Below are 21,810 nucleotides of genomic sequence, written 5' to 3' on the forward strand. Positions count from 1 at the left end.
CACGGGCCCGGCACACCACCAGCCGCCGGGCCTCAGGGGGATCGATGATCGAGGGAGGCAACCGTGGCAGCACAACCACCTGTCCACTACCGATGGCGGGGAGGTGCTCTGCTACGCGCCACCACGGCTCCCGGCGGCGTAGCTGTGCCTTTCGACCTTGACCTGGCCGGCCCGGGCGGGCCTGCGCGGGGACGGGCCTGGCTGACTGCGCTGTGGCAGCGCGCGGAGATCCGGGAGGCACTGGGCGCCGCGAGCCCGGTGTTGTGCCGTCAGATCGAGGAGATCGCGGCCGGGAAGCAACCGGATGCCCGGCGGGTACGCAAGAGCGTGCTCTCCCTTGTCTCCTACCTGCTGCGCTGGCAGGGCCGCCCGACGCCCTTCGGCCTGTTCGCCGGGGTCGCTCCTGTGTCGCTGGGGCAGGCGCCGCGCGTGGCATGGGGCGGGGACCACCGCACGGTAGTGCGGGCGGACGCGGCCTGGCTCGCTGACATAATCGCCCGGCTCCACCGGTGCCGCCCGCTGCTGGAACATCTTGCCGTGGTCGCCAGCAACGCCGGGCAGGTGAGGGGCGGCCGGTACGTGGTGCCGGGGGCGGCGAGCGACGTGCACGGCCATCAACTGGCGCCGCTGGAGGTGTCGGTGCGCTACACCCGGCCGGTCGCCGCCGCGCTGGACGCGGCCCGGAGCCCCATCCCATACCGCGAACTGCGCGCGCTCCTGGCCGACCGGTTCCCCGCCGCCGGCCCAGAGAAGGTCGATACCTTGCTCGGCGACCTCGTCGACCAGCACGTCCTCATCTCAAGCCTGCGGCCGCCCATGACCGGCATGGACGCCCTCGGCCACGTGTGCACCGCTCTCGAGGCCGCCGATGCCCGCTCGATCCCCGGGGTCGCGGACCTGGCCGGCCAGCTGTATGCGATACGGGACGAACTCGCCGAACGCCCGGCCGCACGGTGGTCCGGCACAGCCGGACTCGTCAAACGGATGAGAGCGCTCAGCAACGCGGCACCGGTGCCGCTGGTCGCCGACACCACCGTCGACTGCGACGTCCAGCTTCCGGAATTCGTGGCCCGGGAAGCGGAGAGAGCCGTCGGCGTCCTGTCACGGCTGTCCCCGTACCCGGTCGGGTATCCCCAGTGGCGTGACTACCACGGCCGGTTCCGGGCCCGCTACGGGGCCGGTGCAGTCGTGCCCGTGCGGGACTTGGTGGCCGATAGCGGGCTCGGCCTGCCGGCCGGCTACCTGGACTCCGCCTGGCAGCGCGCTCCCCAGCAGCTGACCGAGCGCGACGGGACGCTCCTCGCCCTGGTGCAGCAAGCGATGCTGGACGACCGCGAGGAGATCGTCCTGACCGAGCGGCTGGTCTGCGCACTCGCCGCTGGCCAGGACGCGGAGCCTCTTCCCGTCCCGCGGGCCGAGGTGGCGGCCGAGATCCACGCCCCGTCCCTGGATGCCCTGGCCCGCGGCGCGTTCCGCCTGGTCATCGCTGGCACACCCCGGCCCGGCAGCAGCATGGCCGGCCGGTTCGCGCACCTGCTCCCTGCGCAGGAGCAGGCCCGGCTCGCCGAGACCTACCGGGCGGCCGACCCCGAGGCGACCGCCGCCCAGCTATCGTTCGCCCCCCGCCGCAGGCGCAGCGAGAACATCGCCCGCACCCCGCAACTGCTGCCTCACGTGATCGCCCTGGCCGAGCACCGCGCACCGCACCCAGGCGACATCCCCCTGGCGGACCTCGCGGTCATCGCCGACGAGCGCCACTTCCACCTCGTGCGGCTCTCGACCGGCCGGCGCGTCGAACCCCGCGTCCTTCACGCGCTGGAAGCCGGCGTCCAGACACCGCCGCTCGCCCGCTTCCTCGCGGAGATCACCACCGCCCGGTGCGCGGTGTACAAGTCGTTCGACTTCGGTGCCGCCACCCACCTGCCCTACCTGCCCCGGGTGCGCTACCAGCGCACCATCCTGGCTGCGGCCCGATGGCTGCTCACCGCCGCAGAACTACCCCACCCCCGGGCGGAGATGCCCGCGTGGGAGGCCGCCTTCGAGGCGTGGCGGACCACCCGGCGTGTCCCCGACCACGTCAGCCTCACCGAGCACGGCCAACGGCTCCCCCTGGACCTCACCCACCCCGTTCACCGGCTCCTGCTGCGCACCCGCCTGAACAGCACGCAACGCCTCGAACTGCGCGAAGCCCCCACCCCGAAGGACGTGGGATGGCTGGGGCGCGCCCACGAGGTTCTCCTCCCTCTCACCCTGGCCGCACCCGCCCGCAGCGGCCCCGCGCCCGCACCGATACCGCCGCAGGCCGTCCAGGCTGATGCCGGGCATCTGCCGGGCCGCTCCCCCATCCTCCACGCGCACCTTCACGGCCACCCGGCACGTTTCGACGAGATCCTCACCGATCACCTGCCGCGCCTGATCAGCGACTTCGACCAGCCACCGCGCTGGTGGTTCGGCCGCCGCCGCGCGCTGCCACGCCCCGACGCCGACCAGCATCTGGCCCTGTCGATTCGCCTGCCCGAGCCCAGCGCGTACGGCCCGGCCGCCGAACTCCTGCACACCTGGACGAGGCACCTGCGCGGCCAGGGACTGGCCGCGCACGCCACGCTGGCCACCTACCAGCCGCAGCCGGGGCGCTACGGCCACGGGCCGACGATGGACGCCGCGCAGGCGGTGTTCGCCGCGGACTCCGCGGCGGCGCTCACCCAGATCCGCATGGCCGCCCTGGGCCAGGTGCACCCACAGGCCCTGGCCGCGGCCAGCCTGATCGACCTGGCCGGCAGCTTCACCGAGGCCGTGGACGACGGCCTCACCTGGCTGGTCGAGCACCTGCCGCAGCAGCACGGACCGCTGGATCGGACGCTGCGCGACCAGGCCCTCCGGCTTGCCGACCCGCACGGCGCGTGGGCGGCGCTGCGCGCCGAGCCGGGAGGGATGAACGTGGTCCGGGCCTGGCGGGTGCGGGCTGCGGCCCTCACGGTCTACCGCGAGCACCTGGCCGCCCAGCGCGACCCCCTGCCCGTCCTGAAAGGGCTCATTCACCTGCACCACGTGCGCGCCCTGGGCATCGACCAGGACCTCGAAAGGATCACCGGCCGCCTTGCCCGCGCCTGCGCACTCCGCGAGATCACCCGGAGCCGCGCATGACCGCCCCGCTCCCCACCGGGCCCGCGCAGGTAGCCGGCCACCTCGCCGCGCACCTGGCCACCCCCGGGCCCCCCGCCCCGCAGGAGGCCCAGGAGGCGCAGTCCCTGAGCCGGGGCGCCGCCGGGATCGCCCTGCTCCACATCGAACGCGCCCACACCGGCCACGGGACCTGGAGGCAGGCCCACACCTGGATCACCGCCGCGACAGCCAGCGAGGTCAGCGCCGCCGACACCGCCGGGCTGTACTCCGGTGCGCCCGCGATCGCCTTCATGCTGCAAGCCGCCCACGCCAGCTCCTCCCGCCGGTACACCGCCGCCCTCGCCACGGTCGACACACACGTCGCCGCTCTCGCCCACCGCCGCGTTGATGCCGCCATGACCCGCATCCAACAAGGCGCCCTCCCCAGCTTCCTGGAGTACGACATCTTCTCCGGCCTGACCGGCATCGGCGCCCATCTCCTGCGCCGGGACCCGGGCGGCAGCGCCCTGGAACGCACCCTGCGCTACCTCGCCGCCCTCACCCGGCCCCTGCCGGGCGACGGCCGGTCCCTGCCGGGCTGGTGGGTCGGCCACGACCCGCGCACCCGAACCTCCGCCCGCTACCCCGGCGGCCACAGCAACCACGGCGCCGCGCACGGCATCACCGGTCCCCTCCTGCTGCTGAGCCAGGCCGCCCGGCGCGGCATCACCATCGACGGCTACCTGGACGCCATCGACACCATCGCCACCTGGCTCGACACCTGGAAACAGGACAGCGACGCCGGGCCCTGGTGGCCCGAAACCGTCACCCTGAACGACCTGCGCGCCGGCCGGCCCACGCAACCGGGTCCCGCCCGCCCAAGCTGGTGCTACGGCACCCCCGGCATCACCCGCGCCCTCCAGCTCGCCGCCCTCGCCACCGGCGACACCGCACGCCAGCGCGCCGCCGAACAGGCCCTGGCCGCCTGCCTGTCCGACCCCGCGCAGCTCGCCCGGCTCACCGACACCGGCCTGTGCCACGGCGGAGCCGGGGTCTACCAGACCGCCTGGCGCGCCGCACAGGACGCCATCACCCCGGAGCTGGACGCGGTCCTGCCCCACCTGGCCGACGCCCTCGCCCGCCACACCCGGCCGCAGCCGGGCCACGGCCCCGGATTCCTGGGCGGCATCGCCGGCACGGCCCTCGCCCTGACCACCGCCGCGCGCAACGCGGCGCCGGCCTCCGGATGGGACGCATGCCTGCTGATCGACTGAACCCCACCCGGAACGGACGCCACAACAGCAACACCACCCCGACGGAAACCGAGCAGGCCATCCTCGACGTCCTGACCGGAACACCGCTCGACGACGCCGCCGCACGCGCCCGCATGGAGCCGACCGACCTGGACGCCGCCGCACGGATCTACCAGCACGCCGGCCGCCGCGCCCTCCAGCAGGCCACCGACCCCACCTGGTGGCAGATCTACCTCCAGTTCACCGACTGGGACAGCGCCGAGCAGACCGCCGCCGAGCACCTCGCCCCGCTCCTGAACGATGCCGGGACCGGCGGCCCCATCAGCGCCTGGTGGTTCATCCGCAAACGCCCCTGCTGGCGCCTGCGCATACGCCTGAACCCCCGCAGCCACGCCACCACCCGCGTCAGCACCGCCCTGGACCGCCTCACCGCAGCCGGCCGGATCCAACGCTGGTGGACCGGGATTTACGAACCCGAAACCCCCGCCTTCGGCGGCCCTGACGGCATGACATGCGCCCACGAACTCTTCCACGCCGACAGCCGAGCCATCCTCGCCCTGCACCACCACACCAACCCGCTCGGCCGCCGCGAACTCTCCGTCCTGCTGTGCACCGTCCTGATGCGCGCCGCCAGCCTGGAATGGTACGAAATGGGCGACACATGGCACCAGGTCACCGCCGAACGTCCCCTTCCCCCTGATATCCCGCCGCACCGACTCCAGGGCATGGCCCAGGACCTGCGCCAGCTCCTGCGTGCCGACACCACCCCGGACGGACCCATGCTCGGCCCCGCCGACCCCATAGGCTTCGCCGCCCCATGGGCCGCCGCCTTCCGCCAGGCAGGCCACACCCTCGGGGCAGCAGCACGGAACGGGTCACTGGACCGCGGCCTGCGCCAGATCCTCGCCTACCACGTGATCTTCCACTGGAACCGCCTCGGACTGCCCGCCCGCACCCAGAGCATCCTCGCCCGAGCAGCGCGGGACGCCATCATGGTCTCACCCAGCGACCCGCCCCTCATCTGAGCAGACGCGCCCGAGTCTGTTGCCGCCCCCACCGACACGCACCGTGTCGGTTGGCCGACTGCAACCCGCCCCCCTGCAGCCCGGCACCCCCTCTGGTGTCCCGGGCGGCGTGCGGGGGTCGGCGGCGTGCCGCCGTTGGGTGCGGGTCAGGCGGTGATGCCGGTGCGTACCAGCCACGCGGGCGGGTCGAACAGTTCCGCGGTGGTGGGGGTGCGCGTCAGGTCGTTCCACACACCGTTCACCGCTCCGGGCGCCACCTGTTCGACGTGGGTGACGAAGGCCGCGCCGATCTCGTGGGGCTGCTGGCTCGTGGGGGTGTCGCCGTCCGGCACGGGGCCTGGCTGCGCGGCGGTAAGGCGGCGGTAGCGCCTGGAGGTACGGCCGCCCGTGGCGGTGATGCCCCGCTCGGCGAGGATCGTGCGGGCCGCCCACAGGCCCTGCCCGACCATCACGATCATCAGGGCCTGGGCGTCGATGTCGCGGCGCTGCTCGGGCATGAGGGTACCGGCCAGTACCGCGAGCCTGGGCTGGGTGTGCACCTGGGCGACGGTGGTGAGCTGGTGGGCGACCATCACGTTCAGCCAGGGGCCGAGGAGTCCGGCATGCCGGGCGGCCCGGGGCATGAACAGCACCTCCGGCGTCCCGCTCGCGTCGGTGATGGTCTCGGCCCCGATCAGCAGCCAGCCCGAGCGGCGCAGATGCCGGTCACGGTCGCGCTGTTCCTGGCGCGCGGCGTCGATCCAGCGCTGCCACGGGTTGAGGTCGTTGATGTCCTGCTGGAGGACGCGGGCGAAGTGGTCGCCGGAGGCGCGCCGGTAGCCGCGAGGGGTGACGAGGCGGATGCGGGGGCGGTCGGGCAGGGCCAGGCCGGTGACGGCTTGGACCCGGGGCGCGGTCTCGGCGGCGATCTGCTCGATCACCGTGGCGGTGGTGCGGTAGCGGAATCCGGCCTCGTGCCGGACGTCGTACTTCACGAGAAGGTGTCCTTGGGGGTGTCGGGGTCGATCGTGGTCGTGGCGGAGGCTGTGCGGGCCGGGGCGCCGTCACGGGGGCGCAGCAACCCGGCGGCGGCCAGGGTTGGGTGGATGCCGCAGTAGGAGCGGTCCACGGCCGCCGCCACGTCCCGGATGGAAAGGCCCTGGCCGTACAGGGTCAGGGCCCGGTGCTCGAAGGCGGGCCGGTCGGCGCGGGATGCGTTGGCCCCGCTTGGCCGCAGGCGTCCGGGCCCGGCCGGGGGGTGTCGGTGTCATCAGTCGCAGGGGGTCAGGCTGCGTGGTAGTCGCCGGGCTGCTCGTGGAGCATGACGTGGTGGTCGCGGGCGGTCGCCCGCAGGCGGCGGTGGTGTGTGGGCAAGGCGTTTCTCCTCGAAGGAACAGGGTGGGCGGAACGGGGGTCCGGGGCCGGCGGGGAGGTCAGGACCCGCTCGATACCGGACAGGTCCGACGGGTAGTCGTAGTCGCGCTCGGGGTAGCAGGCGTGGTGCGCGGGAGTGACCATCTGGTCGATCGTGGTGGCGGCCCACAGCAGCCAGTCCAGCCAGCGGCACAGCCGTTCGCGCTGCTCGGCGCGGTCGCGGCGGGCGGCCAGTTCGGCGACGGCCCCGCGGACCGCGCGGTGGATGCCGAACAGCCTCCCAGTCCCCGCCAGCGGCGCGGGGGTGTCGGCGTCGTCCAGTTCCAGCAGGCCGTGTTCGGTCAGCAGCGCCAAGTGCCGGTGGGCATCGTCGACCGGCACGGCGCCGACGGCCGCCGCGTCGAGAGCGTCGAACACCGCCTCCGGCGGCAGACACGCCAGCGCGCGGGACAGCAGCGCCTCCTGCGGCCTCAGCCGCCCGTAGGCGGCGGCCGGATCACCGGTCCGCACCTTCTCGGTCGCGTCGGTCACGTCAACTCCACACACAGTCAGATCGGCGGGGCAGCAGCGGGGACAACCGGCCGCAGCCCGCACAGGGAACGGGAAGAGAAAGAGGGAAGGAGTGGAAGTCGGCCGCCGGGACCGGGTATGCCGCGCACGGCCCGGCGGCACACGGGCTGGCACGGCTCCCGGCGGCCGGGCTCAGAAAGACCCCGCCAGCGCCTGCGGCGTGGCGGGAGACGCGGCCGGGGCGGCGGGGAGGGGATGGTTCACCGGGAGGCTTCCTTGTCGTGGTCGGGGGTGGTCCGGCGGGGTGCGGTGTGGCAGTGCGGGCAGGGCCTGCCGGTGTGGATGAGAGACAGGCTGCGGTGGTAGGGCTGGTGGCAGGCGCCGCAGGCGACGTGCCAGGGCGCGATACGGCGGCCGGGGTAGTCCTCCAGCGGGCGGTGGCCGAGCGCGGCCAGGATGTCGGCGGCCTGCTGATGGGTGAAGCGGCGGTCGTCGCCGTGCCAGCAGCCGCCCTTCCGGCGGACGTTGTTGAGGGTGGTCCGGCGGGGTGTGCCGCAGATGGTGCAGCGCATCGTCCAGGACGTCAGGGTGTTGCCGGGGTAGTCCTCCTCCGGCTCGAACCCGGCTTCACGCAGCTCGGCGACGGCCTGCTCGGCAGACAACGCCGACGGGCGGCCAGGGGCGGGATCAGCATTCTGTGCGCGTCGCATCGCGGAAGACAGGGTCCTTGTCCGGGTGGTCACGGTGGGAGGCGGGGAGAGACCCGCCCGGGACGGCTCGCAGAAGCGGGCTCCCCTGCGTCCCGGGCGGGGGTTCGTGGTGTCAGCTGGCGCGTAGTCCGCTCCGGTGGGCGACGGTTTTCGCGGCGGCGGCGTGGTGGGTGGGCCAGTCGGCCAGCAGCCGGCGCAGCGTCGGCAGGTGCAGCCGCAGCGTCACCGTGTCGTGGTCCGACAGGCCGGGGCCGGTCATGTCGATGACCGTGTAGTCGGCGACCGCCGGGGCCAGCGCGTCGGAGAGGTAGATGGCGTCGCAGCGGCGGGCCGGGCCGTGGGTGGGACTTGCGGCCACGGTCGGGGCGAGCGCCTCCTTGTCGCCGTTGGTGGCGGCGATGTGGGCGGCGTCGGCCAGCCCGATCTCGGCGAACGTCGCGGCGGGGCCGGTGTCCATCACCCGGCGGCCGCCGGGCAGGAGGATCGTGCGGTGCACCCGGTGCGGCCGGTCGGCGATGTCTCGCGGCCGGGTGAGCGGTCCGGTGCCGGGGAGTTCGCAGTTGAAGTCTCCGCCGATCAGCACCGGGAGTTGCGCGTGCTGGCCATCGACCGGGGCCCACTTGTCCGGCAGCCGGGTCAGCCACCCGGTTTCCAAGTCGCGCTGGGCCGCGTTGTGGTAGGCGTAGTGGACGCTGGCGACCAGGATGGGGACGTGCGTCCCGTCCGGGATCAGGCTCAGCACGGTCGGGGGGAGCTGCCAGATACTGCGTTCGACTTCGTCGGCCCAGTTCCGCGCCGGGTGGACGGTGCGGGGGTTGATGTAGATAGCGGTGGCGCCTATGCCGGGGCCGAGCCAGCCGACCATGCCGCCCAGGTGCTCCCAGGAGCGGAACCAGTGGGTCGACTCGCGGCCGGTGGCGGCGTAGCCGGGCAGTTCCTGGCGCAGCAGGATGTCGGGCTCCTCGGCGCGAAGCCGGCGGTACATCTCGGCCTGCACGGCCAGGTCGCCCCGGCCGTTGCCCTCGAAGTTGCAGGCCAGGATGGTGAGCGTGTCCTTCACCGGTGCGGGTTCTCCCTTCCTCTGTACTCGGGCTGGTCAGACGGCGTGGTAGTCGCGGGTCCGCACGGGGCAGTCGCCAGACGGGGCGTGGAGCGTGCTGTGCGTGTCGCGGCCGGTGCGCGGCTGCTGCTGGGCGGTGCGGTCGGCAGGGGGCATGACGAAGACTCCTTCGGCGGAATGAGGGGGTGCAGAACCCCCGGGCCGGGCGGTTCCGGCCCGGGGGGTGCGAGGGAGTCCTGAAGGGGTTCAGGGGGTGGCGCGGGCGAGGGCGGTGATGCGCTGTTCGACGCGGGTGGTGTCGGTGGTGCTGCCGGCGTGGAAGGCCAGGGCCTGGCGCAGCAGGCCAAGCGCGGCGTCGGTATGGCCGCGTGCGGCGGCGATGTCCGCGCGCATCTCCAGGCAGTGCCCTTGCCAGGGGTGGTGGTCCAGGGCGTGGAACTCGGCCAGGGCCAGGCATAGTTCCTGGTCGCCGGTCGCGGGCTGGCCGGCGGCGGCGCGGGCGCGGCCCAGGAACGCCTGGGCGCGGGCGGCGTCGTAGGCGTCGCCCGCGGTCAGCAGCCCCTCGCGGGCCGCGGTCAGGTGGATGATCGCGTCGTGCCAGTCGGCCAGGGCGGTGGCCACCCGGCCCAGCAGCAGATGCGTCAGCGCCACGCCGCGGTGGTAGCCGATCTCGCCGCGGATACGCAGGGCCTGGCGCAGCGGAGCTGCGGCCTGGTCGTAGTGGCCGGCGTCGAAGAGGACGTTGCCCCGGCCGTGCAGGGCCTGGGCGGTGAAGTGCCGGTCGCCGGCTGCCTCGGCCAGGCGGTGGACCTGCGCGTAGGCGCCGTGGGCCTGGTCGTGGCGGCCTGCGTTGCGCATTGCCCAGGCCAGGGTGCTGTGCACGATCATCTCGCCGCGGGCGTGGCGGCAGCGGCGGACCGCCTCCAGGGCGAGTTCGTGCATTTCGATGGCGGTCTCGTAGTTCCGTAGCCGGTGCCACATCGGCCACAGCGCCACGACGAGCTGCCACACCATTTCGTCCCACCCGGCGTCGGCGGCGGTGCGGATGGCGGCCGCGAGCGCCGGCTGGCGGGGGGTCAGCCATGCAAGGGCCGCTGGCTCGGTGAGGGTGAACGGCAGCGGCTCGTCGTCGGCGGCGGCGGGCAGGAACGCGTAGTCGCGCGGCAGGTCGTGTGCGGCGTGGGAGGGGGTCAGGGCCTTCTCGATGGCGGTGGCGGCGAACAGGTACCAGTCCCACAGCCGCCGCAGCCGCTCGCTGTGGCTCAGGGCGTCGTCCTCATCGACGACGCGGGCGGCGGCATGTTCGCGGACCGCGTCCGGCATCCGGTACATCCCGAACGGGGTATCCGTCAGCAGGTCTCGTTTCCGCAGCGCGACCAGGTGCTGGTAGGCGGTTCGCACCGGGAGGGCAAGCAGCGCGGCGAGGTCGCACCCATCGACCAGCGGCACGGGCAGGGACCCGATGGCCCGGTACGTGTGCTGTTCGGCCGGCGGCAGGGCCCGGTAGGCGGAGTCGAGGGTCGTGCTCAGTGGCATGGTCGCTGTCTTCCGGGATGCGGCGGTGAGGGTGGCGAGGAGGGCGTCGGGGTCGGGCGGATCGGCGGTGGCCAGGTGCCCGCGGGCCAGCGGGACCGCAAGCGGCCAGCCGCCGCAGCGGTCGGCCAGCCTGCGCAGCGCCCGCGGGTGGACACGGTCGGGGTCCAGGCCGTGGGTGAGCAGGTCCCGCGCGGCGGTTTCGTCGAGGGGGCCGACCCGGTAGAACGCGGCGCCGGCCGCGTCGAGGGCGGGCAGCGGGTCCCGGCCGGTGACCACGGTCAGGCAGCCGGTACCGGTCGGCAGCAGCGGCCGCACCCGGCCGGCGTCGACGGTGCCTTCCACCACGATGGCAAGGCGCCGGGTGGCGGTGACGCTGCGCCAGTCCGCCATGCGGCCAGCGGTGCTGCCGGGGACGGGTTCGCCCAGGGCGCGCAGCCACGCGCCCAGCACATCCCCCGGCGCGGTGGCGTAGGACAGGTCGGTGGTGAGCTGTCCGTCGGGGTAGGTGTCGGCGATCTGCCCGAGCCAGCGGGCCGCCAGCGCGCTCTTGCCGCTCCCGGCCGGGCCGTGGAGCATCACCACGCCACGGGCACCGGCCCCGTGGCGTGCGGCCCGTACCCGTTCCAGGTCCGCCAGGGCACTGTCGCGGTCCGCCCACGCCACCGGTTGCACGTCCAGTTGGCGCGGCACCCGCAGCACCGGCGTTCGGGGGGCGTGCGGGTGGACATCGCCGGTGATGCTCCCGGCCCGCACCAGGCCGCCGACGGCAGCTTCGCCCCCGGGCGTCGTGCCGGTCACCACTGCTCACACACCGGCAGGGGAAGCAGGCCGGGAACGGTCTTCTCACCCCGGGACCGGGCACGTTCCAGACGGGCGAGGGCGTCGTGGAGCTGCTCGTGGCCGGGCAGGGTCGTGTCCTGGAGCTGCCGCAGCGCCTCTTCCAGCCTCAGCCGGGCGACACCGGGGTGTCCGGCAGCGGCCGCCGCAGCACCCCGCATCGCCCGGCACGCGATCTGCCCCCACATATGGGGCAGGGAGGTGAACTCGTTCTCGGCTTCTCTGAGCAGGGTGTCGCCCTCGCGCACCGATCCGCTGACGGCGCGGGCGTAGCCGAGGTGGGCCAGCGCCCACGCCGCGGCCGGACCCCCGCCGAGCCGCGACAGCCCGGCGCGGGCCTGGGTCAGCCACACCACCGCCTGGTCCGGCCGGCCGGCCGCGAGCGCACTCAGCCCGGCTTCGGCCCATGCCCGCGCCGCGTCACGCGGGCTGCCGTCGCTGTCCGCGAGCACCGCCGCTGAGACCGACAGGTCCACCGCCAGCGACGGGTCCGCGGCGCGGAAGGCGCGGCCGGTGCCGGCCAGGGCCCGTATCCGCAGGCGCGGTTCGCGCAGCCCCGGCCGCCCCGACGTGTCCGGCGCCGGGCTGCCGTGACGGCAGCCGGCCCGCACCAGTACGCCGAGAGACCGCTCGGTGTGACCGGCCCCGGCCAGCGCGGCGCCCAGATCCTGGGCGAGCACCTGGGCGCCATCGGTGTCACCGGCGGCGCGGGCCTGCTCAAGCGCCAGCTCGTACAGCCCGGTCCAGGTGGTGTAGTCGCGCCAAAACTCCAGCAGCGCAGGCCCGGCGGCCTCCGCCAGGCGGGCCGCGAGCAGGTGCTCGCCCTCGCCGGCCGCCTCCCGGATCACGTCCGGCAGCATCATGCGCCGCAGCCCCAGCCACGACCACGCCGGCAACGCGCCGATCCGCACACGCCGGCCGGGTTGCTCAGGGCCGGGCGCGGGGGCAGGGAGGGAAAGTGCGGGATCGTGGGGGGTGAGGTAGTCCCGGGCGGCGGCCACGCTCCGCAGCAGATGCCCGTACCAGCGGCGCCGCGCCGCCCCCACCAGGTCGGGGAACTCCCTCGCCGCAGCCGCGGCGGCCTCCCGCGCGGCCGGGGCCCACCGCCAGAAGTACGGCTGCCAGCGGTCCACCAGCCCGGCGGCGTCCAGGCAGGGCAGCGCCCGCCACACGTCCTCGCCGGCGGCCACCTCCATATCGGCGCGGTCCCACGGCGAGTGCAGAACGCTCAGGGCACCCAGCACCCGGCGGGTGTCCTCGTCCAGCCCGGTGATCGTCGCGGGCAGGGTCAGCATGCGTAACTCTCCAGAATCGGAACAAAGTTCGGGGAAGCCGGCCAGTGCGGGGTGGGTCACAGGGCCCGGGTGGCGGCGGGCAGCAGCCGCAGCCAGGCCCGCGCCGCCGCGTCGTTTCCCGGAACGACCCGCAGCTCAGTGCCCAGGCTCGCGCAGCGCGTGTAGGCGGCCGCGTCCCCGAGTTCGGAGAACCGCCGCTTCGCCCGCGCCAGCGCCTTGTCGGCCAGCTCCCGGTGATCCGTCCAGGCCAGCGCGAACGCCATAGCCACCAGCCCCGTCGCCTCACCCCGAAGATCACCGGCCGCCTCAAACGCCCGGCACGCCGGGCCCAGTGCTTCCAGCGCCTCAGCGGCGGCTCCGGCGGCCAGCAGCGTGACCCCCAGGTCCGCACGGATCCGGGCCCCCTCCCACTCCCACACCTTCGCCTCGCGCGCCCCCGGCTGATCCGGGTCCCGCTCCCACAGCTCCAGAGCCCGGCGGAGAAAGCGGACGGCTTCACCGGTATCGCCGGCCTGCCGGTAGGCCAGCCCCAGTCCGCGCAGGGCCGCGGCCTGGACCGGCACATCCCACGCGGCACGCGCCTGGTCCAGCGCCTCGTGCAGGTCCTCCAGACCGGCCATCGGGCCCAGCAGCGGACCGTGTCCCTCCCGGTCGCGACAGCCGGGCGCGTGGTTCACCGGGGGGCGGTCGGCGGCCGCGAGTCCGGTACCGCGCCGCACCAGCAGCACCCGCGCCGCACGCTGCTGCCCGCACGCCCCGGCCGCCTCCACCGCTAGGTCGTGTATCTGTGCCCACACCTCCGGCTCCGCCCAGGACAACGCCAGCGGTTCCAGAGCATCGACCAACTGCCACACCACTTGCGCCAAACCGGCGGCATGTGCGGCGAACACCGCGTCGACGAGCGCCGCACGATGTGCCACCAGCCACTGCGTCGCCGACCATGGGTTGCTGATCCGTGGCTCGAACGGCGGCACATGCCGGTACTCACGCAGCAGACCGAACACGTCCGCCTCCGGCGACAGCCGGTGCTGCGCCGCCGAGGCGTTCATCAGTAGCCAGTCCAGCCACCGCCGCAGCGCCACCTCCCGCTCCGCCAGCGCCAGCATCGCGGCCCCGGCACGGGCGTGCCCGCGCAGACCGAGCGGAATCGCGTACAGCTCCCCGGACTCCGTGACCAGCCCCGCCTCCACCAGCCGCTCCAGCAGCCGGCCGGCGTCCTCGGCATACCGCCCGCACACCGCGGCCACGTCCCACAGGTCCCACACACCGTCAGGCAGAACGCCCAGACGCTGGAGAACCTCCTGCGCCTGCCACGGCACCGCGCGCAATGGCATGGCCAGGGATTCAGTCATCGTCAACTCCACAACCCCGCGCGGAGAGCCACACGGGAACGAAAGGAAGGAAAGGGAGAGGAGCCGCCGGAACTCCGCCTGTGCCAGGCCGACTCAGGGAACAACCGGACACGACTCACGACGGCGGCCTACGAGGAGGGCTAGGTAGCCGGATGGATGGGGACCTCAGCCCAGACGGTCTTCCCGTCCTCGGCGACCGTCGTGTCCCAGTCCCGGGTCAGGTCATCGAGCAGCCGCAGGCCGCGCCCGGACTCCGCCGTCTCCGACACGTCACGCCGCACTGGGACCCGGTCACGGCAGCCGTCCGTCACCGCGATCCGGATGCACTCACCGAGATGCGCCACCTCGACCCGTACCGACGTTCCCACCGCAGGAGTGCCGTGCAGGACAGCGTTCGCGAACAGCTCGCTGGCAACGAGCACCGCGTCAGCGCAATCGGGCACGCCCCACCGACGCGCGTGCTCCCGAACCGCACGACGCAGGTCTGCGGTAACCCGGCCGTCGGCCGGTAAAGCGACAGCGAAACATCGACGCCCACCGGCGGAGGTGGTCTCGGGCGTGATGGTGCTGGACGTACAGGTACCGAAGCGCATGGCGTGAGCCACGAGTGACGCCCCCTCGGATGGAGAACGGCGGATCAGCGCGCCGCGAGCGCGGCGTAACTCAGTGAAGTTGTCCGGTTGCACCAGCGGGAGGTCTTTTCTCAGGACTCTTCAAACGTCCAGCAGCCTCTTGATGCAGTACCGTCAAAAGTCCGGCTGACTTCGCCTGTCGTCACTCCAATAGCAACGATCCTTACGGTATGTTCGAGGTCAACAACCGTGAGAGATGCCATGGCTTTTGCAGGAAACCGCCTTCTCCAGCAGGCCCGCGCCCCGCTGACACAGGAACAGATCGTTGAAGAGCTCCGGGCCTGCGGGGAAGAGATGTTCCGCGAGGGTCGACTCGACCACGCGTATGATCTGACCCTGCGTCAGTATCGGAGGTGGGAGTCGGCGAATCCTCCATGGCCGCGCGGGGACAGCCGTGCGGTACTCACGGAGTATTTCGGGAAGAACCTGAACGAGCTGGGTTTCACGCCCCCGGCAGCCAGCTCGGCGTCCCCGCCCTCTGATGCGCGCGATCGGGCCCATGCGCTCGACACACCGCGCCGGTATGGGCCGGACGTTCTTCCCGCGCCACCTGCCGTGGCGCCTCTTGAAGCAGGTGATCCTACGAAACGACGCAGCCTTCTTGCAGCGATAAGTGGTGGAGCTATCGCTTCGGTGACCAGCCCGGACGGAGCAAGCGCCGCAGCGATCCACCAGTACACCCGTCACACGGCTGCCAGCGACCTCGACGGCCAAGACATTGAAGGTCTGGAACTGGCAGTACACAGCCTTGCGGCTACGTACTCGGCGCGGACACCGCAGGAACTGTGGCCAGTCGCTGCCGCGCACCGCCACCAGGCGGCACAGTTGCTCAACGGCACCCGTCACACGCTCCGGCAGGGACGGGAGATCGCCCACCACGCTGGCATGCTGTCGGTCATCCTGGCCTGGATTGCTCACGATCTCGGCCGCAGGGACCTGGTCGCGGCTCTGCACGACGATGCCTGGTACCACGGTGAAGAATCGGGATCCCCCGAGGTCTGTGCATGGGCGGAGAACGTCGCGTGCACCGACGCGCTGTACGACGACCGCCCCCTGGACGCCCTGGCAGCCGCTACCCGAGGACTTGCCGTGGCTCCCCGGGACGGCAACGCGGCGATCTGGCTGTCTGCACAGCTCAGTCGCGTCCATGCGCGTCTGGGGAACCGTGAGGCGTTCGCCGAAGCAGCCGCCCGCACACGCCGCTACCGCGATCGCATCCCGCAGCACGGCGGAGGACTGTTCTCCGTCGACGCCGCCCGCCTACCCTCCTACGACGCTTCCTCCTACGGCTGGCTGGGGCAGCACGAACTCTCCCGGGAGGCGGCGATCGAGGCGATCAGCTACTACCGCACCAGTCCAGACGCCCAGCAGGCCCCGACCCGCAAGGCCGTTGCCGAACTCGACCTGGCGCTGGCACACGCCGCCCTCGGCGAGCCCACGGGCGCAATCACGACAGCGCGCCAAGCCCTACACAACGGCCGTACAGTCCAATCCGTGCTCGGCCGGGTCCACCACCTGCGTCGAAGCCTTCTGACCCGGTACCCAGCTCTGCCCGAGGTCACCGCCTTCAACGAGGAAGTCCGCAGCATCACCGCCTAGGTGCTCACCAGCACGACGACACAAAGGGCCGGACGTCGACAACCCGCATACCGGCGGCAACGGCAGCAGCGATGCCCTCCTCGGCGTCCTCGATCACCACACACCGCGCCGGCGTCACCCCAAGACGCCGCGCGGCTTCAAGGAACAGGTCCGGTGCCGGCTTCCCCCACTCGGCATCCTCCCGTGTGACCACCACCTCGAACAGCTCCGCCAGTCCGGTAGCCACGAGCCCGGCTCGCACCACGGGACCGGCCCCTCCAGAAGCGATCGCGGTACGCAGCCCCGCAGCACGGGCCGCTTCCACCAACGCCACGACGTTCGTGTACGCCCGCAAGGACGTCACCTCGCTGATGATGTACTGCCCACACGCCTCCAGTACGTCCCCCACGGGAGCCGTACTACCTAGCTCAACCAGCAAGTCCGCGACCGACGTACCCAACCGGGCCCGGTACCAACCCTGATCGAGCACCAGGCCCCGCGGCGCCAGCGCGGCGGCCAAGCCGCGGAAGTTCAGAGGTTGGCTGTCGACCAACGTCCCGTCCCAATCCGCGATCAAAGCCTCATGATTCGCAAGATCGAGGTCCATAAGCTTCCTTCTCATCTACTGCACAGGCCCCACCGGACGTTACTCTCCTGCACCAGCTCCGAAGAGAGGCACGTCGGCCATTGGGTCTTTGCGGCCGGTGCCTTGAGTTGGAGGTCGGGGCGGTCGTGGTGGAAGTCTTCGTGGCCGGTGGAGTCGCGGTCGGTCTTGCTGGTGGCGGTGGTGACGTGCAGGCCGGTGCGGTAGATCGTGAGGTGCTGGACCAGGAGGTCGGCCAGCTCGATGCGGCGGTGGAGGTTGCGGTAGCCCAGGGCGAGGAGGAACGCGTCGCGTTTGCCGATGTTGGTGGTCTCGTCGCACTGGTCGATCAGGAGCAGGGTGTGCTTCAGCCGCAGGGCGGCTGAGCGGCGGATCGTGCCGCGTACTCATCCGCGCGGCCGGGGCGTTGTGAAGCCAGACCTCGGATCCACCATCGGCGCATGACCCGCCCACGTGTCCTGTCGTCGGCGGTCTCGATCTGTTCACGGCACGCCGCCTGGTCACCGCGCTCCTGCATGGCGATGATGTCCTCGGCCGACGACGGCATCATGGCTGCCGGATCGCTTGCGCTGATCCGGGGCTGCTCCTCCCGTGGGCTCTTCAGCAGCGTAGCGGTTTCCCTGCCAGTAATGTCCATGGCCAGTCAGGAAGGGGGGACAGGCTCACAGTGCCAAGGCCGGAGGAAGCGGCGCGCCCGCTGGCTCGCTGGACCGTCCGGCGGGTCACCACCCCCAGGTATCGGGCACGGGCGCACAATTCGGGTTCGCTGAAAGCCTGACGCTGTCATGGCCGAGGCATCACCGTGTCGAGGGGGGACTGCCCGCGCCTGCCAGGCGGTCGGCGCTCCCGCCGCCCCGGACGCGGAAGACCCCCGGTTCGATCTCCTCCGACGCCTCCACGATCGCTGTCCGATACTCGTCCGGCCATTGCGTCGCCGATGTCCACACGGCACGCCGCATCCTCGCCCCCCACAACGAGGCTCCTGTGAGGTTGGCGCCGACGAGGATCGCGTTCTGGAAGAAGGTATCCCTCAGATCTGCACCATGGAGATCAGCTCCCGTCAGGTCCACGGCGGCCAATCTGGCATATCTCAGCACTACATGGTCGAGCCTGGCCCCGGTGAGGTCCGCTCCGGATAGACATGCCCATGCCATCTGTGCGAACGCGAGCGTCGCCTCTCGCAGGTTGGCCCCGGACAGGTTCACCTCCTGCATCCGTGCTGCAGAAAGGTCGGCGCCGCGGAGGTCAGCGCGGGACAGGTCGGCGTTCTCGATGATCGCCGCGCTCAGGTCAGCGTCCCGCAGTTCCGCGCCCGGCAGGTGCTCACGGCGCACCGCGTCCACCGGCAGGAAGCGCCGGGCCCCCTCGGCGAGATCCTGGGCGACGATCCGGCGCTGTCGTTCGGTCAGTTGCCTGCCGTGTTCCGCGGCGTCCGCGAGGACTGCGGCGGCTTCCACACGCGCCCACGGGCCGGCCTCCGGAGCAGCCTGAAGCAGAAGCTCGCCGAGAATCTGGTGCAAAGGCTTATGTTCCATCGGCGCTCCCGGAGTTGGTCTCCACGCGGCGGAAGACCCGGCGGCAGTGCGGGCACCGGACGTGTCCCGGCCGCTCAAGACAAAGCCGCAGAGTGTCCAGGGCCAGTGCCTCCGCTCGGCGCAGCGCCTCCACGACCCCATGGTCTTGCATCTCACTGGCCTGAAGGATTTTGCCCACCCACACCATCCATGCCCCTTCGGCCGAGTCCCAGTCCTCTGCATGCCACTGGTACAAGCCCTCGATGGTGCGGCGATCGCCCTCGTCGGCTTCTTTGTAGACCTCATGCAGAGAGCGCATGGTGCTCACCCGCTCTCCGGGCCGGCGGCGCCCGCCTGGTCGCGAAGCTCGGCGAGGATCTCGGCCAGGTCCCGGCTGCGGTGGGCCTCGATCTGCGCGGACACGAGGTAGCCGACTACACCGCCGATCAGTGCGGGCAGCAAGGCCCAGCCGGCCAGTGACAGCGGCCAGGCACACCATTGCGGATCGGCGTCAGCTGGGGAGGTGATGCCCACCAGGACGTTGTAGGCGCCCGCCCAGCCGATGAGCACCCCATTGCCTATATAGAGCATGACAGTCGCCAGCAGGAACGGGCCGGCCCGCAGGAGCATCCAGCGCGGCAGGCTGGGCAGCGCGTCACGGGAGACCCACCACAGGCGTAAGCGCCGCGCCACCCCTGGCGGAGGGGGCGGGGGCAGAGCGGAAGCGGTCACGCACACACCGTAGCCTCTGGTCGGCCGTCCCCACAGCGTCCGTGCCGGATCCGGCACGGACCGCGTAAGGCGCTCCAAGTGCCCGTGGAGAAACGGTAGTTCGCCGAGCTGGTACGGAACGGCTCTCGGCAGGAAGCGCACGCCGTTCGCCGCCGCCGTCCCCGCCCGCGCCGGGACCGCATCGCCGGCTGAAGGTCCCCCGACGGGGCCCGCCCCCTTTCCGCATGCCCTCTTGATGCTGCGGACAGGCGCGGGCTGCCCGGAGGAGCGTGCCTGATGCCCAAGAGAACCCGACCCGTAGTGCGTGGCGAGCCCGCGCTGTCCAGCGCGTCACCGGGGAGAAGTACACCGCGGTGCTGCGGCGGGAGTCTTTGTGCCTTTGCGGCTCTGGCGGCCGCGTTCGGCGCAGCCGGCACCGTCCGCGACGACGTCACCGGCTCCACCCGCCACAGGTCCCAGGGCCAGTGCCGGGAAGTACGACAAACCCGCGACAACGATCACGACGCTGGTCAGCAGGCCCACGAAAAGGGGCCGGTGGGTCGGCAGCGTGCCCTGGCCCACCGGGACCGGCTGCTGCCGGGCGAGCGAACCGGCCAGCGCGAGGACGAAGACGATGGGCAGGTACCGGCCGATCAGCATCGCCAGTCCCAGCGTGGTGTTGTAGAAGACGGTGTCCGTGCCCAGCCCCGCGAAGGCGCTGCCGTTGTTGTTGGCGGCGGAGGCATAGGCGTAGAGCACCTCGGTCAGACCGTGGGGCGCCGCGTTGAGGATGGTCTCCCTCGGGCCGGGGAAGCCCAGGGCCAGCCCGGTGCCCAGCAGCACCGCGAACGGCATCGCGAGCACGTACAGCGCGGCGAAGGTGATCTCACGCCGTCGGATCTTCCTGCCCAGATACTCCGGAGTCCGGCCCACCATCAGCCCCGCCAGGAACACCGCGAGCACGGCCATCACGAGGATCCCGTACAGGCCGGCGCCCGCACCGCCCGGCGCCACCTCGCCCAGCAGCATGTTCAGCACCAGCACCCCGCCGCCCAGCGCCCGCCACCCGAGCCCGCCCCTCACCCCTGATCGGGCGGGCTCGGGGCTGCCGAACCGCAGGCGCCGGCTGTCGACCGCGACCCGCGTACGGGCCCAGTTCGGCGACCACGCATGCGCAGACCGGAGCGCAACACACCCGACCCTGATCATTAACGGTCATGTTATTGCCACGGTCCGCGTTCGGGTCTACGGTCGTCTCCTCTCCGTTCTACAGGCGTAGACCCAGAAGGAGCTCCGACGTGAGCAGAACCGTCATCCGGGGTGGACTGGTCCTCACCGCCGCCGACGAGGTCGAGGCCGACGTCCTGGTGGAAGGCGAGCGGATCGCCGCCGTCGCCGAGCGCGGCAGTGCCTTCGCGGAGAGCTGGACCGCCGATCACGTCATCGACGCCACCGGGAAGTACGTCATCCCCGGCGGCGTCGACGCCCACACCCACATGGAACTGCCGTTCGGCGGCACGTCCGCGGCGGATACCTTCGAGACCGGGACGCGGGCCGCCGCCTGGGGTGGGACCACGACCATCGTGGACTTCGCCGTCCAGACCAAGGGGCGGGCGCTGCGCGAGGGGCTCGACGCCTGGTATGCCAAGGCCGCGGGGAACTGCGCGATCGACTACGCCTTCCACATGATCCTGTCCGACGTCACCGAGAGCTCCCTCAAGGAGATGGACCTCCTCGTGGACGAGGGGATCACTTCCTTCAAGCTGTTCATGGCCTACCCGGGGGTCTTCTACAGCGATGACGGCCAGATCCTGCGGGCCATGCAGCGCGCCGCGGGCAACGGCGGGACGATCATGATGCACGCCGAGAACGGCATCGCCATCGACGTCCTGGTCGAGCAGGCCCTCGCCGCCGGCCGCACCGACCCGCGCTATCACGGCGAGGTCCGCAAGGCACTGCTGGAGTCCGAGGCAACGCATCGCGCTATCCAGCTCGCCCGGGTGGCCGGTGGCGCGCCGCTGTATGTCGTGCACGTCTCGGCCGAGGAGGCCGTCGCCGAGCTGGCCAAGGCCCGCGATCTCGGGCTGCCGGTCTTCGGCGAGACCTGCCCGCAGTACCTCTTCCTCTCCACCGACAATCTGGCCGAGCCGGACTTCGAGGGCGCCAAGTACGTGTGCAGCACGCCGCTGCGCCCGCGCGAGCACCAGGCCGCGCTGTGGCGCGGGCTGCGGACCGACGACCTCCAGGTGGTGTCGACGGACCACTGCCCGTTCTGCTTCTCCGGTCAGAAGGAGCTGGGCCGGGGGGACTTCTCCAAGATCCCCAACGGCATCCCGGGCGTGGAGAACCGGATGGACCTGCTCCACCAGGCCGTGGTCGACGGGCACATCACGCGCCGCCGCTGGATCGAGATCGCCTGCGCCGCGCCCGCCCGCATGTTCGGCCTCTACGGCCGCAAGGGCACGATCGCGCCGGGCGCGGACGCCGACGTCGTCATCTACGACCCGGCCGCCGAGCAGACGCTGTCGGCGGAGACGCACCACATGAACGTCGACTACTCGGCGTACGAGGGGAAACGGATCACCGGCCAGGTGGTCACCGTGCTCTCCCGGGGGCGGACCGTCATCGACCGGCGGCAGTTCACCGGCCACGCCGGGCACGGGATGTTCCTGCCGCGCGCCACCTGCCAGTACCTCTCCTGACCACCTGACCACCTGACCGACCGAACTGAGGAGCGG

The 21,810-nt window shown here is 72.2% G+C and carries 20 protein-coding genes and 1 pseudogene; 6 read left to right on the forward strand and 15 right to left on the reverse strand.

The window, feature by feature from the left end; all coding sequences use genetic code 11:
• Positions 1-144: 144 nt before the first annotated feature.
• From OIE51_RS05465 to OIE51_RS05475, 3 genes are read left to right on the forward strand one after another with little or no spacing between them, the layout of a single operon-like run.
• Positions 145-3,144: a lantibiotic dehydratase gene (locus OIE51_RS05465; RefSeq protein WP_326595940.1), complete on the forward strand. Its 3,000-nt coding sequence runs from the start codon at positions 145-147 to the stop codon at positions 3,142-3,144.
• A complete protein-coding gene (locus OIE51_RS05470; protein ID WP_326595941.1) occupies positions 3,141-4,376 on the forward strand; it encodes a lanthionine synthetase C family protein in 1,236 nt (411 codons plus the stop codon). The genes OIE51_RS05465 and OIE51_RS05470 overlap by 4 nt, the downstream gene beginning before the upstream one ends.
• Positions 4,358-5,380, forward strand: coding sequence for a thiopeptide-type bacteriocin biosynthesis protein (locus OIE51_RS05475; protein WP_326595943.1), 1,023 nt, complete (start codon positions 4,358-4,360; stop codon positions 5,378-5,380). Before OIE51_RS05470 ends, OIE51_RS05475 begins: the two co-directional genes overlap by 19 nt.
• A gap of 146 nt (positions 5,381-5,526) precedes the next feature.
• Here OIE51_RS05475 and OIE51_RS05480 read toward each other — a convergent pair whose 3' ends face one another.
• The 9 genes from OIE51_RS05480 to OIE51_RS05520 all read right to left on the reverse strand — a co-directional run bounded on the left by OIE51_RS05480 (position 5,527) and on the right by OIE51_RS05520 (position 14,626).
• On the reverse strand, positions 5,527-6,354 hold the full coding sequence (locus tag OIE51_RS05480; RefSeq protein WP_326595944.1) for a hypothetical protein: 828 nt from the start codon (positions 6,352-6,354) through the stop codon (positions 5,527-5,529).
• Complete coding sequence (locus OIE51_RS26875; RefSeq protein ID WP_442812036.1) at positions 6,351-6,596, reverse strand: helix-turn-helix domain-containing protein; 246 nt, start codon at positions 6,594-6,596, stop codon at positions 6,351-6,353. Before OIE51_RS26875 ends, OIE51_RS05480 begins: the two co-directional genes overlap by 4 nt.
• A gap of 47 nt (positions 6,597-6,643) precedes the next feature.
• The gene (locus tag OIE51_RS05490) at positions 6,644-7,264 is read right to left on the reverse strand and encodes a hypothetical protein (protein WP_326595947.1); all 621 of its coding nucleotides are present in this window, start codon (positions 7,262-7,264) and stop codon (positions 6,644-6,646) included.
• 239 nt (positions 7,265-7,503) lie between these two features.
• On the reverse strand, positions 7,504-7,953 hold the full coding sequence (locus tag OIE51_RS05495; protein ID WP_326595949.1) for a hypothetical protein: 450 nt from the start codon (positions 7,951-7,953) through the stop codon (positions 7,504-7,506).
• 112 nt (positions 7,954-8,065) lie between these two features.
• Entirely contained in the window at positions 8,066-9,013 is a 948-nt protein-coding gene (locus OIE51_RS05500) for a hypothetical protein (RefSeq protein WP_326595951.1), read from the reverse strand.
• Positions 9,014-9,259: 246 nt separating this feature from the next.
• Positions 9,260-11,347, reverse strand: coding sequence for a tetratricopeptide repeat protein (locus OIE51_RS05505; protein WP_326595954.1), 2,088 nt, complete (start codon positions 11,345-11,347; stop codon positions 9,260-9,262).
• Positions 11,344-12,681, reverse strand: a complete 1,338-nt coding sequence (locus tag OIE51_RS05510) for a hypothetical protein (RefSeq protein ID WP_326595955.1) — start codon at positions 12,679-12,681, stop codon at positions 11,344-11,346. Before OIE51_RS05510 ends, OIE51_RS05505 begins: the two co-directional genes overlap by 4 nt.
• A 56-nt stretch (positions 12,682-12,737) precedes the next feature.
• The gene (locus OIE51_RS05515; RefSeq protein ID WP_326595956.1) at positions 12,738-14,033 is read right to left on the reverse strand and encodes a tetratricopeptide repeat protein; all 1,296 of its coding nucleotides are present in this window, start codon (positions 14,031-14,033) and stop codon (positions 12,738-12,740) included.
• A gap of 140 nt (positions 14,034-14,173) precedes the next feature.
• Positions 14,174-14,626: an ATP-binding protein gene (locus OIE51_RS05520; protein WP_326600505.1), complete on the reverse strand. Its 453-nt coding sequence runs from the start codon at positions 14,624-14,626 to the stop codon at positions 14,174-14,176.
• A 672-nt stretch (positions 14,627-15,298) separates the two neighbouring features.
• Here OIE51_RS05520 and OIE51_RS05525 point away from each other — a divergent pair.
• Positions 15,299-16,264, forward strand: a complete 966-nt coding sequence (locus OIE51_RS05525) for a hypothetical protein (RefSeq protein ID WP_326595958.1) — start codon at positions 15,299-15,301, stop codon at positions 16,262-16,264.
• Positions 16,265-16,268: 4 nt separating this feature from the next.
• On the opposite strand, the gene OIE51_RS05530 is transcribed toward OIE51_RS05525, so the two are convergent.
• On the reverse strand, positions 16,269-16,850 hold the full coding sequence (locus tag OIE51_RS05530) for an HAD family hydrolase (protein WP_326595960.1): 582 nt from the start codon (positions 16,848-16,850) through the stop codon (positions 16,269-16,271).
• Positions 16,851-16,975: 125 nt separating this feature from the next.
• Between OIE51_RS05530 and OIE51_RS05535 the strand changes: the two genes are divergently transcribed.
• Positions 16,976-17,212: a hypothetical protein gene (locus tag OIE51_RS05535; RefSeq protein WP_326595961.1), complete on the forward strand. Its 237-nt coding sequence runs from the start codon at positions 16,976-16,978 to the stop codon at positions 17,210-17,212.
• On the opposite strand, the gene OIE51_RS05540 is transcribed toward OIE51_RS05535, so the two are convergent.
• The 5 genes and pseudogenes from OIE51_RS05540 to OIE51_RS05560 all read right to left on the reverse strand — a co-directional run.
• Positions 17,194-17,484 (reverse strand): hypothetical protein, encoded by a 291-nt coding sequence (locus OIE51_RS05540; protein ID WP_326595963.1) that lies wholly within the window; start codon positions 17,482-17,484, stop codon positions 17,194-17,196. The two genes, OIE51_RS05535 and OIE51_RS05540, sit on opposite strands and share 19 nt — an antisense overlap.
• Before the next feature lie 160 nt (positions 17,485-17,644).
• On the reverse strand, positions 17,645-18,382 hold the full coding sequence (locus OIE51_RS05545) for a pentapeptide repeat-containing protein (protein ID WP_326595965.1): 738 nt from the start codon (positions 18,380-18,382) through the stop codon (positions 17,645-17,647).
• On the reverse strand, positions 18,372-18,689 hold the full coding sequence (locus OIE51_RS05550; RefSeq protein ID WP_326595966.1) for a hypothetical protein: 318 nt from the start codon (positions 18,687-18,689) through the stop codon (positions 18,372-18,374). The genes OIE51_RS05545 and OIE51_RS05550 overlap by 11 nt, the downstream gene beginning before the upstream one ends.
• Complete coding sequence (locus OIE51_RS05555; protein ID WP_326595968.1) at positions 18,686-19,093, reverse strand: DUF6313 family protein; 408 nt, start codon at positions 19,091-19,093, stop codon at positions 18,686-18,688. The genes OIE51_RS05550 and OIE51_RS05555 overlap by 4 nt, the downstream gene beginning before the upstream one ends.
• A 438-nt stretch (positions 19,094-19,531) precedes the next feature.
• A pseudogene (locus tag OIE51_RS05560) lies at positions 19,532-20,128 on the reverse strand (potassium-transporting ATPase subunit KdpA); the annotation flags it as partial.
• A gap of 242 nt (positions 20,129-20,370) precedes the next feature.
• On the opposite strand from OIE51_RS05560, the gene hydA reads away from it, so the two are divergent.
• Entirely contained in the window at positions 20,371-21,774 is a 1,404-nt protein-coding gene (gene hydA, locus OIE51_RS05565; protein WP_326595970.1) for a dihydropyrimidinase, read from the forward strand.
• Positions 21,775-21,810 lie beyond the last annotated feature (36 nt).

It is taken from the genome of Streptomyces sp. NBC_01803 (assembly GCF_035917415.1).
GTDB lineage: Bacteria > Actinomycetota > Actinomycetes > Streptomycetales > Streptomycetaceae > Streptomyces.

What these genes read in the sequence shown, in the direction of transcription:
- OIE51_RS05470 (WP_326595941.1), top strand. Translation starts at nt 3,141, where the DNA reads ATGACCGCCCCGCTCCCCACCGGGCCCGCGCAGGTAGCCGGCCACCTC.
- OIE51_RS05475 (WP_326595943.1), top strand. Translation starts at nt 4,358, where the DNA reads ATGCCTGCTGATCGACTGAACCCCACCCGGAACGGACGCCACAACAGC.
- OIE51_RS05495 (WP_326595949.1), bottom strand. Translation starts at nt 7,953, where the DNA reads ATGCGACGCGCACAGAATGCTGATCCCGCCCCTGGCCGCCCGTCGGCG.
- OIE51_RS05510 (WP_326595955.1), bottom strand. Translation starts at nt 12,681, where the DNA reads ATGCTGACCCTGCCCGCGACGATCACCGGGCTGGACGAGGACACCCGC.
- OIE51_RS05515 (WP_326595956.1), bottom strand. Translation starts at nt 14,033, where the DNA reads ATGACTGAATCCCTGGCCATGCCATTGCGCGCGGTGCCGTGGCAGGCG.
- OIE51_RS05520 (WP_326600505.1), bottom strand. Translation starts at nt 14,626, where the DNA reads ATGCGCTTCGGTACCTGTACGTCCAGCACCATCACGCCCGAGACCACC.
- OIE51_RS05530 (WP_326595960.1), bottom strand. Translation starts at nt 16,850, where the DNA reads ATGGACCTCGATCTTGCGAATCATGAGGCTTTGATCGCGGATTGGGAC.
- OIE51_RS05540 (WP_326595963.1), bottom strand. Translation starts at nt 17,484, where the DNA reads ATGGACATTACTGGCAGGGAAACCGCTACGCTGCTGAAGAGCCCACGG.
- OIE51_RS05545 (WP_326595965.1), bottom strand. Translation starts at nt 18,382, where the DNA reads ATGGAACATAAGCCTTTGCACCAGATTCTCGGCGAGCTTCTGCTTCAG.